General features: G+C 44.2%; 9 protein-coding genes. 8 read left to right on the forward strand and 1 reads right to left on the reverse strand.

What is annotated here, in order from left to right:
- Positions 1–12: 12 nt before the first annotated feature.
- The 4 genes from J2Z66_RS26150 to J2Z66_RS26165 all read left to right on the forward strand — a co-directional run bounded on the left by J2Z66_RS26150 (position 13) and on the right by J2Z66_RS26165 (position 5,537).
- Complete coding sequence (locus J2Z66_RS26150) at positions 13–906, forward strand: carbohydrate ABC transporter permease (RefSeq protein WP_209975684.1); 894 nt, start codon at positions 13–15, stop codon at positions 904–906.
- Between the two features lie 66 nt (positions 907–972).
- Entirely contained in the window at positions 973–2,595 is a 1,623-nt protein-coding gene (locus tag J2Z66_RS26155) for a type 2 periplasmic-binding domain-containing protein (protein WP_209975685.1), read from the forward strand.
- 178 nt (positions 2,596–2,773) lie between these two features.
- The gene (locus J2Z66_RS26160) at positions 2,774–3,931 is read left to right on the forward strand and encodes a Gfo/Idh/MocA family protein (RefSeq protein ID WP_245375847.1); all 1,158 of its coding nucleotides are present in this window, start codon (positions 2,774–2,776) and stop codon (positions 3,929–3,931) included.
- A gap of 49 nt (positions 3,932–3,980) precedes the next feature.
- On the forward strand, positions 3,981–5,537 hold the full coding sequence (locus tag J2Z66_RS26165; RefSeq protein WP_209975686.1) for a hypothetical protein: 1,557 nt from the start codon (positions 3,981–3,983) through the stop codon (positions 5,535–5,537).
- Positions 5,538–6,244: 707 nt separating this feature from the next.
- Here J2Z66_RS26165 and J2Z66_RS26170 read toward each other — a convergent pair.
- Positions 6,245–7,816, reverse strand: a complete 1,572-nt coding sequence (locus J2Z66_RS26170) for an extracellular solute-binding protein (RefSeq protein ID WP_209975687.1) — start codon at positions 7,814–7,816, stop codon at positions 6,245–6,247.
- Positions 7,817–8,168: 352 nt separating this feature from the next.
- Here J2Z66_RS26170 and J2Z66_RS26175 point away from each other — a divergent pair, with 352 nt between their 5' ends.
- From J2Z66_RS26175 to J2Z66_RS26190, 4 genes are all read left to right on the forward strand, one after another.
- Positions 8,169–10,412 (forward strand): AraC family transcriptional regulator, encoded by a 2,244-nt coding sequence (locus J2Z66_RS26175; protein WP_209975688.1) that lies wholly within the window; start codon positions 8,169–8,171, stop codon positions 10,410–10,412.
- A gap of 333 nt (positions 10,413–10,745) precedes the next feature.
- The gene (locus J2Z66_RS26180) at positions 10,746–12,212 is read left to right on the forward strand and encodes an extracellular solute-binding protein (protein ID WP_209975689.1); all 1,467 of its coding nucleotides are present in this window, start codon (positions 10,746–10,748) and stop codon (positions 12,210–12,212) included.
- A gap of 143 nt (positions 12,213–12,355) precedes the next feature.
- Positions 12,356–13,285 (forward strand): carbohydrate ABC transporter permease, encoded by a 930-nt coding sequence (locus tag J2Z66_RS26185; RefSeq protein ID WP_209975748.1) that lies wholly within the window; start codon positions 12,356–12,358, stop codon positions 13,283–13,285.
- Positions 13,286–13,296: 11 nt separating this feature from the next.
- A complete protein-coding gene (locus J2Z66_RS26190; protein ID WP_209975690.1) occupies positions 13,297–14,133 on the forward strand; it encodes a carbohydrate ABC transporter permease in 837 nt (278 codons plus the stop codon).
- Positions 14,134–14,287: the final 154 nt, after the last annotated feature.

Raw genomic sequence — 14,287 nt, forward strand, 5'->3', positions numbered from 1 at the left:
GGAGGGACCGTATTGGTCGGCAAAAAAACGGCTGGGGACATCCTTTTGGATAGCGTAGTTTGTTTCGTGCTGGGTGTTCTTTTTATAGCGACCTTTTATCCGTTTTATTATGTATTGATTTTATCCTTTAATGAAGGGATCGACGCGGGAAACGGGGGGATTTATTTCTATCCGAGGGCGTTTACGCTGGACAATTACCGCAGTATATTTTTGGATAGCTCCTTGCTGAAGGCGTTTTTCGTATCTGTACTTCGTACGGTTGTTGGCACCGCTGCAGGTGTGCTGTTAACGAGCATGGTTGCCTATGGCCTTTCTTCGCGGAAATTAATGTTCAAAAAGCTGTATTTCAGCATGATGGTCGTCTCCATGTACGTTTCTGGAGGCATTATCCCCTTTTATATATGGCTTAAGCAGCTGCACCTGCTGAATACCTTTTGGGTGTATGTGCTTCCCGGTATGTTAAATACGTTCCTTGTGCTCATTATGATTTCCTTCTTTCGGGAAATTCCGCACGAGCTGCAGGAATCTGCTCATATGGACGGAGCTAATGATCTGACGATTTTTTATAAAATTATTCTTCCCCTATCGAAGCCAGTCATAGCAACCAGCTGTTTGTATATCGGAGTGGCCCAATGGAATTCCTGGCTGGATTCGGCGTATTTTGTGCAAAATCCGGATTTAAAAACACTATCGTTCAAAATGATGGAGATTATTAATAAAAGTATGGTCTCCACGGCGATGGGCGGCATTTCGGACCAGGCGATGCTCGGAGCTTCCATGTCGGCAACTACGGTTTCTCTGCAAATGAGCACGATGATGGTTGCTGTGACGCCAATTTTGTTCGTATATCCATTTCTGCAGAAATATTTTGTGAAAGGCTTCCTGATTGGCTCCGTCAAGGGCTAGGAACTTAAATCAGTCTCTGCTTACAAAGAAAGCTTTGCCAATTTACAACTCTAGGGAGGTTAAAAAATGGTTCGTGGATTTAGTAGGTCTAAGAGAGCGTTTAGTTTACTGTTGGTCGTTATTTTGATGGTGGTAATAGCCTTATCTGCATGCAGCAGTTCTAACTCAGGTACAGATGCAGGTTCAGGAAAAACTACAGATGCAGGGGGAAATACGAGCTCAGCTTCGGGTGAAAAGGGTAAGGAAGGCGATGGCAGCCCGGTTGAATTAACGATGTTTGTAGATTTTCCCTGGTTAGCTGTGGATCAATTCGAAGGGCCCATTCCAGAAGAAATTACGAAAAAAACGGGAGTGAAGCTGAAGATTATTAAAGCGAGTACGGCCGAGCAGTTGCAGGTGCTGATTGGCTCCGGTGACCTTCCTGATATTATTTACAGCGACAGGTTGCCTGACCGCTTGGCGACTCCGGAGGTTTCGTATGCCTGGGATGAATTGATTGCCCAATATGCGCCAGATTTTAAAATTGATGCGATTGAAATTGCTAATAATACGGTTGCAGACGGTCACTTCTATACGATCAGAAATAATTTTGCTACGGAAGAGCAGTGGAAAAACAATAAATATGCTATGCCCGGCGGGGGCATCCGTTCCATCAGTGTGCGGGAAGATATATTGGAGAAATTGGGCAATCCGCCAATCGATACGCTGGATGACTTTGAGCAGGTTCTTGGCATGGTAAAAAAACAATTTCCAGACATGATTCCGCATCTGCTGTCCGAAGGGGGGACCAGTCATCTGGCCTTAGCGCAGGAATTTGGACTCGATGCTGGTTCCAATATTTATGAACGGGACGGGAAAGTCGAATATTTTCTTTCTCATCCAGCGCTATTGGATACGTTGAAATATATGAACAAGCTGCTTAGATCTGGTTATATTGACCCTGAGAATTTCGCTTACAGCTCGAATAAGGTCATTGAGATGCAGAAAAATCCGAAGGTGTTTTCGTTTGGCAGGTCCACTCTCGATCCCTATATGATCAATGAGCAGATGAAAAAGTCCGGACAGGAAATGAAATACAAAACGCTGCACGCCTTATCCGACAAAGCGGTTGTGATGGATGGGGGCATTGGCTGGGCAGGCACCTATATTACAAAAAAGAATAAAAATCCGGAGAAATCGATCCAATTCCTGCAATTTATGAAAAGTGAGGAAGGACAGCGGTTATCGACGTGGGGAATTGAAGGAACGCACTGGACATTGGCTCCAGAAGGTTACCCGATTCTAAACAAAGAATACGCTGAGGAGCACAAGGATACCGAGAACTGGATGCGCAAGTATGGGATTGGCTGGTTTCTAGGCATGTCTGCGATTACCGACGGATTAATCAATTATGATCCAGGCAGACCCGAGCTTATGGAGCGTTTCCAGGAAATTAAAAAAATTACGAAATACAGACCTGATCTCTATTTAACCCTGCCCCCTGCAGATACAGAAGAAAGAACGATTTATAACAAGCTAAACGAGCTCTTCACCAATGAGAATCCGAAAATCATCCTGTCCAGCTCAGAGGAGGAATTCACGAAAGCATTCAATGATCTGTTAAGCAGAGCGGAAAGCATCGGCATGAGCAAGCTGAATCAATGGCTGACGGAAAACTATAAAGAGATTGCCAAGAAGTATAAGAAATAAAAAAGGCTATTTATAAGCTAATTATTAAGACAATGCTTATTTTTTAAGCCTGCATGTTTAGCAATATTAGGGACTTTACGAGCTTTTTATCGTTTAAAAAGTGAAGTGGAGTCCCTACAATGGGGACATGACCATTTGACATGAACATTTGAAAAGTGTGATAGGGAGAGATTCGAGCATGATTAGAGTAGCAACGATTGGCTACGGGTTCCGGATCAAGGGACTGCTGAAGCTGATGCAGGAGCAGGATCCTGAGTGCAGGCTTGTAGCCATTACAGATGTGAGGAATGATCAGATCAAGCAAGAGCTGCTGGCGGAAGGAACCGACATCACGGCGATTTCATTTTATGATAACGTCGATGAGATGCTGGCAGGTGGAACCTATGACGGGATTTTTGTCGGGACGCGCTGTTCCCTCCATACTCCCTTTGCGCTTAAGGTTTTGCCTACAGGCATACCGTTATTTTTGGAAAAGCCAGTTTCAACAACGATGGAGGATTTGAACCGCCTGCATGATGCCTATGTACAGTCCCAAGGGAAGGTTGTCGTCTCTTTTCCGTTAAGAGTTACGCTTCATACGAAGCTGGTCAAGGAGATTATAGATTCCGGAAAAATCGGAACGATCGAGCATGTTCAAGCGATTAATAATGTATCCTACGGCAGCGTATATTTCCATCATTGGTATCGCGACGAATCGGAAACGCATGGACTTTTTTTGCAAAAGGCAACGCATGATTTCGACTATATCAACCATATTGTGGGCGTCAAGCCAGTGCGGGTCTGTGCGATGACTTCGAAGCAGGTTTTCAAAGGCAACAAACCGGCTGGTCTCAAATGTAAAGACTGCGATGAGCAGGAGACATGCCCGGAAAGTCCGCAAAATCTGCGCCGGTACGCGGTGGAAGAGCCGCATGGCGAATACTGCAGCTTTGCTGTAGATACCGGAAATGAAGATTCCGGAAGTGCGATCGTGGAATACGAAACAGGTATGCATTTGAGCTATTCCCAGAACTTTTTTATCCGTAAAAAAGCATCCTCGCGAGGAGCCCGATTTATGGGCTATAAAGGAACCGTGGAATTTGATTGGGCAGTAGGCGATGTGAAGGTATTTATGCACCATACTCCGAGAGTGGAGACGTATCAGTTCGACCCGTCGGCAACGGCTTATGGACACGCAGGCGGCGACTCGACTTTGATCGAGAATTTCATAGACATTATGAAAGGAAAGGACGTTCCCTCGGTAGCCCCTATGGAGGCGGGTATTCTCAGTGTGCTGACTTGTCTGAAAGCTAGAGAATCAGCGAAGACAGGAACTTTTCAGCAGATAAGCTTGTAGAAATAAACACAGAGAGAGGCTGTTTGAAAAATCGAAAAGGGTGGTAAGCATGAAAATTCATTATTCTCTTGATTCGGCTGTTGCACTGGATCCGGCAAAGCAGCCGATTTTACAAGCTATGCAGTCTGCTGGAGTCGGACAAATTTGGCTGCATGGCTATTTTTTCGGGCATATGGCTTCTCCTGTTTCTGATATGGTGAAAGCGAGAGAGCTTCTGCAAACGTACGGCTTCGATGTGGGCGTCATCAATGTGCCTATCGGGCATCCTGGCAATTCGGCTAATCCCGATGATCCGGATATGGACTTTTCCCTGCCGTCCCATTGGAGATATAGGGTTGACCGGCACGGAAACTTTGTGTATTTCTGTGCGGATATGGAAAGCGGGATGCTTCGCGATTCGGTTCAAGCGATGGAAGAGCTGCGGGATGCTGGCTTTACACAGGTATTGATGGATGATGATCTCCGCCAGGGGAATTGGGGGCCTGAGATTGAGGGCTGCTACTGTGAGGCGTGTATACTTGAATTTAATGAAACCCGAAGCCGGGCTGAGAGCAGGGAAAGCCTGAAAGATCTGGTCGAGTCTGGTACAGTGACGGATGTTTTGAAGGAATGGGTGGCCTTCTACTGCAGCAAGGTAACGGAATATTTGGCTGCGATGGCGATTCCCGGCATCGAAGTAGGCACGATGATTATGCCGGATGGAGATGAGCGGCACGGGCTTGACGTTGCGGCGATCAGGGAGGCTGTGCCAGACTGTTTGTTCCGGGTAGGTGAATACCAATACAATGATGAAACCTTCGGTTCACCGCTAGGTAAGGCTCTGGAGTATATTAGCGCGCTAAAGCATTTGAATTGGATTGACCGGAAACGGGCATACAGTGAAACTACCGTGTTTCCGAACCGGGCATTAAGCGCGGACAATCTGGTACTTAAGGGCAAAATGGCGATTGCGCTTGGCATTCCCAACATAATGCTAATGAGCGGCACATGTGTCATTGAAGAGGATTACTGGAAGGTGTGGCAGGATTCCCTTGCGGATATGGAGGAAATTGACCGCCAGTGCTATCCTTACGAGCGTGCCTATCCCGTACATCTGTTGTATGGAACGCATGGTGTCTATCAGGAGCCTATGCATCCTTCGCCGCTTCCCGTGTTAGCGGGCTTGCCTGTTAAGCCAGTACGAGCTCACGAGGGGGACAGGACGGGGGAGGTGCTCTGTGTATTCGGCGATTATCTTCTGGGTGAGGAGTGGGAGCAGCTGCTTCCCAGCTACAAGCAAGTGATTTTTGATCAGGCTGCAGCCCGCAAGAATCCGGACAAAGTCGCTCATCCTAGTTATCCACAAGTACTGGTATGGGAACATGTAGCGGGAACAGCCTCGTCCGAGGATGAAGTGTCCATGCTGCGTCAAATCATCGCGCGAAGCGTTTGGGATTTCCCTTGGACAACAGACGGGGGGCAGGTTGGTTTGATTTGGTTAAAAGAGAATAAAAGTATAATATTAACAAATTTGGAAAATGAAGAGGTGGAATGTCGAATCACTTATAATGGAAGGGTACGTGACGTTGTGATGACGCCGCTTTCCTTTCAGGTTTTGCAGTGGTAGATGAGCTGTGGTGATATAATCCCCGCCACAGAGCGATCTGGTTAAGGGGAAGATGAAGATGGGAAGCTGGATCGTATTCATTTAAAAGGCAGCAGCGAGATTCAATCTCGCTGCTGCTTTTTCTGCTTTGTTCTACTTCAAACTTAGACCACGCAATCTTTTTAAACCAGACGGGGTTTGTAAGCAGATGATGTCACTTAACGATGTTTTTGATCGTTAAAGCAAGTGTTTCTTGGTCAATCGTCACTTTAATGATGATTTTCATCGCTAAAAGAGGGCGGATGGGCACTCGGGGTAGTAAAAAGTGATTTTAACGATATTTTTCATCGTTAAAGCAAGGATGTGGAGAGGACCTGATGATTTAACGATAAAAAACATCGTTAAATCATCAGGTCCTCCTCGGCTGCGCGCGCTCATCTTCCCCAGCTCCTTAGACTGCTAGGAAATTTCCTCCAATCCAGAGAAAAACCCTTGCTGGCAGTCCATTTGAGCTTGGTGTTCATGCGATTGTAGCTAAAGAGAGGGGATGGCTGTGGGAGGAAGAGCGTTAGCGTCCGCCTTTAAAGATTTGTTCCTACCTCCTCATGTATACCATTCAAGGGAACAAATCTTTAACAGCGGCTGGAGCCCACAGCCATTCCCTCCCTAGCACTAGCCGTCCCGAACATGCCCCTCAAAGGAAACGGCAAGGTGACTTTCTTAAATTGCTATCGCGCAGTTCCTCTTATTTTGTGAATTTGGTCCTCGAAGTTTCTTAGAATTTGGGCACCAAAATACTTGGTCATGATTTCTTCACGATATTGCGGCCAGTTGCGTCCTGATTTATCGGAAAACAGCATCTTTACCTGAAACTCATTCTGCTTATCGCGAAAAGCGCCCACATCGATTCCAAGGGGAGGTGTCAGGGCAGTGCCCAGCTTTTCCTTGACCGGAAGCTGTGCGAGAAATAGTTTGATTTCCTTATCGCGCTCCGTTAATTCTGGGTTAATGACCTGCAAACCAAGCACATTAGGTGCTTCCGGGGTAAAGAAATCCCATATTTTCAGAAAATCCAAGCTTGGCTGTTGAGCTGCTTTGTCGATAGGCTGCAGGGTGATTGTATTGCCGCTTCGGGTATAATGTGTGCCCTCAAGGCCATAATGTGTGAGCAGAAACCCTTCAGGTCCTGCAAGCCAATCGAGAATTTCAACGATTTTTGTTACCTTCTCGGGATTCAGATCTACCGTCATTCTTGAAAAGACAAACGGGTAGCCAGGGTCAATGCCAGCTCGCAAAGGCTCGCTGCCAAATGGATTGAATGGCACCCAATTGGCATTCGGATTTAGCGCCCGGCTGCGGGATTGGATGCTCCTGGGATTTGCGTCAAGCGCAAAATCCTGTGTATCTCCAAGTACGATACCGGCATTTCCCTGGACAGCTTTATCTATGTGTTCTGTTTCCTGATTGAGAAACCAGTCCGGATCAATTAATCCCTCGTTAACCACCTTGAGAATATCATCGACTACTTGTCCGATCTGCGGATCTGTCTCCATATCGATCAGCTTGTTATTTTTCATATAAGCTGGATAAATCAGCCCGTTCTTGACGTATTCCGGCCAGTCGGTAGACAGGCTGGAGCTGTTTCCTGATGTAGTAAATCCAAAGGTGTTATTCAGTCCATCATTGTCAGGATCATCGAAGGTAAAGGCGCGCAGAACCTTCACATATTCATCGTAAGTTCGGGGAATATTCAACTGCAGCTTCTCGAGCCAGTCTGCGCGGATATAATAGCTTCTGAACGAATTCTTGTCATAAGGAATTGGAGCGCGATAGAAACGGTTATGAATTTGAAAATCTTTTAACTCCTGCTCTGTCACCCAAAACTGAAAATAATTAGGCATGGAGACGGGAGAGACATAAGCCGTCATATCGGCTAACAATTCATCAAGTGCGTATTTGGAGCCGCCATCGGTATTCATCTCCAGCCACATATCCGGTGGATTGTTGGCATATAGCAAAGCGGCAAGCCGCGAATTATAGTCATTTCCCTGCAGCATGTACTCGATTTTAAGATTGACGTTGAACTTTTCTTCGATCATTTGGAGCACGAAGTCTTGTCCAGCAGGAGGCAAGTGGATGCCTTCAGGTGAGTTTATGAAAAAACGAAGCTCCATCCGGTCAGCAGCCTTAACGTTATGAGGTTTCGGATTTACTATATCTCCAAGCCATAATATCCATGTAGTGGATAGCGCTGCAATGATAAAGAGAGCTAGCACAATGCTGAAATGACTTCTTTTCATAGGTGACCTCCATAATGATGCGTAAAAAGTGCGTTGAACATACGTTGAACATAGTTTGAGTATTCGATGAGCATACGATGAAATTGCGTTGAAAGCGTGTGAAAAAATACGTAAAAAAAGCGCATGAAAAATGCGAAAAATAATCGGTTGAAAATCCGCACAATATCAGTTTGTCTTTATTATATGCTAATATGTTTATAGCCTAAAATCAACCAGGAGCATTTTTAACTATCAAAATGAGTGTTTAGCCCCCTTCGGGAGCTGACGGATCACATATTTACAAAATGATCGCTTCACTCGATAATAGAATTATATCATAACGTGGACTTTAGGTATGCGCAAGGAGGATATTATGCGAAAGACTTGGTTTTACAAGCTGCTTTTTTCATATTTACCGGTTTTTCTAATCATTAGCTTAAGTCTGCTGCTGATGACCTATTTAACCTTGATCGAAATCTCAAAAAAATCCGCGGCGCAAGCCCATCAGGCATTATCACAAAACGTTATGAAGCTGATCGACCAAAGGCTTGATAGTGTGAATTCATTGATGCATTACGAGATTACAAATAACGAGCTAATCAAGCGTTTTTTCGACGAGGGATTTGCCCAGGATCGTCAGTATGCGGATGTACAAGCCGCAGGTGCGCTAAAGAAGCTGCTGATGAACAATCCTTTTGTGGAATCGATTTATTTGTACCGCGCTCCTGACCGGACGATTCTCACTCCTTCCAGGATTACGCGGCTGGACTTATTTGCCGATAATCAGTTTATTGGTATGTCGCTGAACAGCCGGATTGCCTATAAATGGACGTTAAGAACCGTCTCACCCCAAGCACAGGGAGAAGGCGAGAAGGACGAGATTAAAGTAGTCAGCTTAGCGAAAAATGCGAATTTAAGCAATTACAGTATTATGATTGTCAATATCCAGATTGAGCGTTTACGTGAATTGATGGAGAGTATGACGGATAAAGAAACAACTTTTATTAATCTGACTGACCGCACAGGCAAGCTAATCGTTTCTACGGAAAGGAAAGCCGAAAGTGGTATAACTTCTCAGCCTGCGGGTAAAATAATTGCGTCTGCCAGTTCAGAGTACACGGACTGGATCATTAGCAGCGGCAGCCGCACAGGCGGAATTGTTGAGATCGTATCCTCACTTTTCTATGTATGGATGGTCTTAGCTTTTCTGATTATTTTAGCTGGCTTGGCCTGGATCATCTATGTGTCACGCCGGAATTACAAACCGATTCAGACGCTTATGAACCGAATTTCAGGTGCACGCCAGCCGTCGGAACCTGATGATAAGCCTAAAGTAAGAGTGGATGAATTTAAATTTATTGAAACGACGATTGAAGATTTGCTGGATGAATCGAGTATGCTGCAGGAGCAGTATAAAGAAACTTCACTTTTTCGTAAAAGACATATATTTCTTAACTTGATGGAAGTTGTGCAGGGCTCACAGAAAAAGAACTGGGAAGAGGAGCTTGGGCAGTTGGGAGTTAGCGGCCCTGTAAGCGGATCGCTCGTTGCTCTTATCGAGATTGATCATTATGCCGAATTTGCCGCTGAATACCGCAGTGATCAACACTTGCTGAAATATGTGCTTAGCAATGTTGCCAAGGAAGTGGCTGAGAACGAATCCTTTACAGTTTGGACGGAGTGGATTGACAGCTCGCAGATGGCTGTGCTTTATCTTTTTGACGATCAGCAGAGTGGGGTCATGGAAGTAAAGGATTGCTGTGAAACATTGAGAATTTGGGTGGAAAACAATCTGGATTTCACGATCACTATCGGAATTGGCCAACGTACAGAAGGGCTGGAGCAAGTCGCGGAATCATTTCGCGCCGCGGTTGCCACTGTAGGCTATAAGTCTTCTTTAGGAACTAACAGGACCATTATACCATCCAATGTCAGTTCTAAACCGAAGGGAGAACTGTTTAAGCAGCTGCAGTGTATACGTGCAGTCAGCCAAACGTTCCGTGCAGGGGATAGCGAATGGGAGACACATTACCAGGAAATGTATATGGATCTTCAAGACCAGCTCTATGCGTATGATGATTTATCGAATCTGATGCAGGTGCTGATCGGCCATTTACAGAAGGAAATAGCGGAGCTTCCCGAGGAGCTTAATGCAGTCTGGAATGAAGGTGTTCACGATGCTTTGCTTGAAGAGCTTGCAAACAACGAGACGTTAGACGAAGTATACAGCTCCTTCAAGAATATTTTACAGGATGCTTTCAATAGCATGAACGAGCTGCGCGAAAGCAAATCAACGCATCAGGTTTTGCATCAGGTAAAAAACTATATCAGCGAGAACTATCACAATCCTGAGCTTTCTTTGACTCATTTGAGCGAGGAGTTTGGATTCAATGCTAAATACTTAAGCCGTTTATTTCGTGAAGCCTTCGGAGTCAAATTTGTAGAATATGTGACCACCGTCCGAATGGAAAAGGCTGAGCAGCTGCTCATGGAAACAGAGGAAACGATTCAAGATATAGGTCAAGCTGTCGGTTATGAACAGTCCTTAACCTTCATTCGGGTATTCAAAAAGCACACAGGTGAAACCCCGGGTCAATACCGGAAGATGAAATCCTAGCAATACGATGACAAGAAGGAACAGTCTTTTTTGAAATGTCGATATGCGGGAAAACCGCGTAACTACGCCAAAAAAAAGACCTATTGTTCCTTTTTGTCTATTTGGCGGTAAATGATCTATATACGAAAAATCAGTTGAGATGTTATCTTTGGTAAGCCAAGCAGAAGCAAATGGCGACAAAAAACGACAGGAGGGGAAGCGGGTCAGATAGTGGACTTCCATAAGAGGATTTGGGATTAAATGGGAGTTTTATTGTCGGCACAATTTCAAGATGTACGTTTAGGATGTAGAGGTTTTTAAAAAAAAATTACTAAATATCAGGAGGGGTCTACATTGAAAGGTAAAGTAAAAATATGGGGATTAACACTGCTTGCTATCATGCTAGTGATTTCATTAGCAGCTTGTGGAAGTAAAGAAAAAACGCCAGAAACGAGCAGCACACCAGGTGCAACGACAGGTACGGGCGGTACTGAAACCGCTGTATATGAAGAAAATGGTCTTCCTAAAGATGAGAAAGTAACCTTGAAATTTGCTTATTGGGAAAATGGAAATGGTCGCGAATGGGTTGATTATGCCCTGAAAACTTTCCAAGAGAAATTTCCAAATGTAAAGATTGATACGACTTATTCACCTAAGATTGATACCATTATTGGTACGAAATTAGCGGCTAATAATGATGAAGATATGTTCGATGTTTTCTCCACTTATCTAGGCGCAAGCGCAGCTTTGGGTATTAGCTTGGCACAAGAAGGTAAAATAATTAGTCAAGAAGATCTGTGGGATCGTAAATTGTATGATGGTGACGGGAAAACACTAAGAGAGCTGACTACAGGACTCGATAAAGCAACCCCAACCCTAATTGGCAAACAATATGGACTTCCATACGGTCAAAGCGTTACAGGACTTTTCTATAACAAATCTTTATTTGAGAAAAATGGCTGGAACGAAAATCCGAAAACATGGGCAGAGTTTAATACGCTTGTAGACACAATCAAAGCAGCAAATGTTATTCCAATTACATTCCCTGGTAAATATCCAGGATACCTGCAATTCTCGATGGGTACGAACCAAATGTATGCAACAGCTGACATCAGTGGCAATCTGGAAAAGTTTAATGATGATTACAAACAATATAAAACTCCATTCTATATGTCTCCTGAAAGCATAAATGTTCATAACAAGATTTTTGAGCTTGGTAAGAAGAAAGCATTCCCTGATGGTGTAGCGGCACTTAGCCATACACAATCCCAAATGCAGTTGCTGCAAGGTCAAGCGGCTATGGCTTCTACAGGTGAATGGGTACAAAATGAAATGAAGGATTCCATTCCTGCAGACTTCAAATGGGGCTTTATGCTGATTCCAATTGGAGACAATCCGGATGATGTTAAATATTACAGCTCACATCCTGGAGCTGGACACTACATTTGGGCTGCGAAGCCAGAATTAAACAAAAAATGGGCGCAAGAGTTCCTTCTTTGGATGTATAACCTTGATGTACAGCAAAAATTTGCTGAGACAGCAGGATCCTTGCCAGTACGTGCTGACTTTATGAATGACGAAGCTATGGTAGCTAAGCTGCAAGAAGCTCCAAAAGCAGTACTTGAGTACATGAAGAACAATAAAGTAAAAGGTGCGAGTCCAGGTCTACGCGATGTTACGTTGACTGATCCAAATGCCGACAAAGCATTGAAGTTTATGGAAGAAGCATTGATTGATATTTCCGCAGGTAAGCAGGATCCACTTCCGAAGCTTGAAGAAGCTGAGAAGATGCTGCAAAAGGCAGTAGACGCGCAAAAATAAGTGTCAACAGCATGAATTAGTATGTTTTGAAAACAAATAGATGTCGCAGAGCGTAGAAAGGAAACCTCTTCTTTCCGCGCTCTCGCGTGTATCTACGCGAATTTCGCGTATCTATAAGGAAGGAGCGACGCCACTTGAAAGAAATGCCTGTTACCACCCCACATCAAGGCAGTAGTTGGCAGAAGAAGGCTAAATTTCAAAAGCTAATGTTTATCTTGATGGCTATCACTCCGGCTTTCGGGGGATATGTGCTCTTTACGCTGTATCCGAACATATTATCGATTTACTACTCGGTATTAGATTGGAACGGAATTGGTCAAAAAACGTATGTAGGCTTGCTAAACTTCAAAAACATGTTCCAGGATTATTATGTCTGGAGAGCGCTATGGCATAACATTTTGTTTATGATTACGATTCCTCCGTTGGTCATTTTCATTTCTTTGATTTTGGCTTACGTGCTAACGAACAAGAGCTACAAAGGAAGTTCTATTTTAAAAGTAGTCTTCTTTTTCCCTAACGTTCTATCTACAGTTGCTGTATCACTTCTGTGGGCCTTTATTTATGACGGTACATTCGGCTTATTAAATGCGGGACTACGCCTTATCGGTCTGGATGTTGGAAATTTCTACTGGCTCGGTGAGAAGAGCACGGCTTTATGGGCAACGATTCCCCCGTCCGTTTGGGGTTTGGTCGGTTTCTATTTTGTTATTTTCCTTAATGCAATGGCTACGATTCCGAAATCACTTTATGAAGCTGCAACCCTCGAGGGTGCCAATCATATGAATAAATTATTTAGCATTACGATTCCACTGATTACTCCAATTATTCGCGTTGCCGCTTTATTCCTCATGCTGGGCGTTTTCAAAGGATTCGAAAATATACTGATTTTAACGAACGGCGGGCCATCAGGCTCCACGGATGTAATCGGATTATATATGTTCAATATCGCCTTTGGAAGCGGTTCTCATAACTATGGCTACGCTTCGGCAATTGGTATGTTCCTGTTTGTAATTATGGTGGGAGCCAAGCTCGTGATTGACAAATTTACAGCAAATAAATCTTCAGAATACTAGGAGGGGAAACAGTGAGAGAGAAACGAACGGCTGTAGATATGTTATGGTATGTACTTCTTCTGATCTGGTCGGTGTCCATCCTGTTTCCATTGATCTGGGTATTCTATGAATCACTCAAGACGAATCAGGAATTTTTTCAAGACGTGTGGAAGCTGCCCGAGGTTATGAACTGGGTTAATTACAAGAACGCCTGGGAAAGATATGGTATTGGCCAGGCCATGCTGAATACGATCTATTATGTTGGAGTTAGTGCACTTATCGGTACCTTTTTGACAGCTATCAATGCCTACACATTGACTCGTCTGGAATTTAAAGGCCGTAAGCTGCTCTGGGCGATTATTATGTTATCGCTATTCCTGCCAGGGATTAACGCTTTGATCCCACAATATATATTAATGAGAGATTTGAATTTGACTAACAGTCTGACCGGACTCATTATTCTGGATAGCTTTAGTGAAAGTGCCTTCTTCCTGTTAATGCTCGGAGGGTTTATGCAATCACTCCCTAAAGAGCTGGAAGAGAGTGGATATATGGATGGAGCATCTATTTTCCAAGTCTTTTTCCGGATTATTTTGCCACTGTCTTCAGCGGGCATAGTAACTGTAGCGATTTTTAAAACACTTGGACTTTACAACAATTTTCTTGGGCCGTTCATTTATTTAAGCGATCCAAGTAAGTATACGATAGGTGTTGCGATGTATCAGGCCAGTTTAATTATGCAATATAAAGCGGACTGGGTTACCTTATTCGCTGGACTGATGATTACGCTGATCCCGCTTGTGATCATGTACGTAGTGCTGCAGCGTTCGATTATGGAAGGCGCAACACTAGGAGCAGTAAAAGGTTAAGCCGTGTGTGAAAAGAATAGGTAAGATCATCAGGATGGGATCTCCTAAATATTGGGATGTGGACAAGCTTCGCTTTGCTCTCCTAATGTTAGGAGTTCTCATTACTTTTTTTGTTGCTCATCCCATATAAACAAAAACCAGTCAAACACTTAAA

This window comes from Paenibacillus eucommiae (assembly GCF_017874215.1).
In the GTDB taxonomy this organism is placed as follows: Bacteria; Bacillota; Bacilli; order Paenibacillales; family NBRC-103111; genus Paenibacillus_AI; species Paenibacillus_AI eucommiae.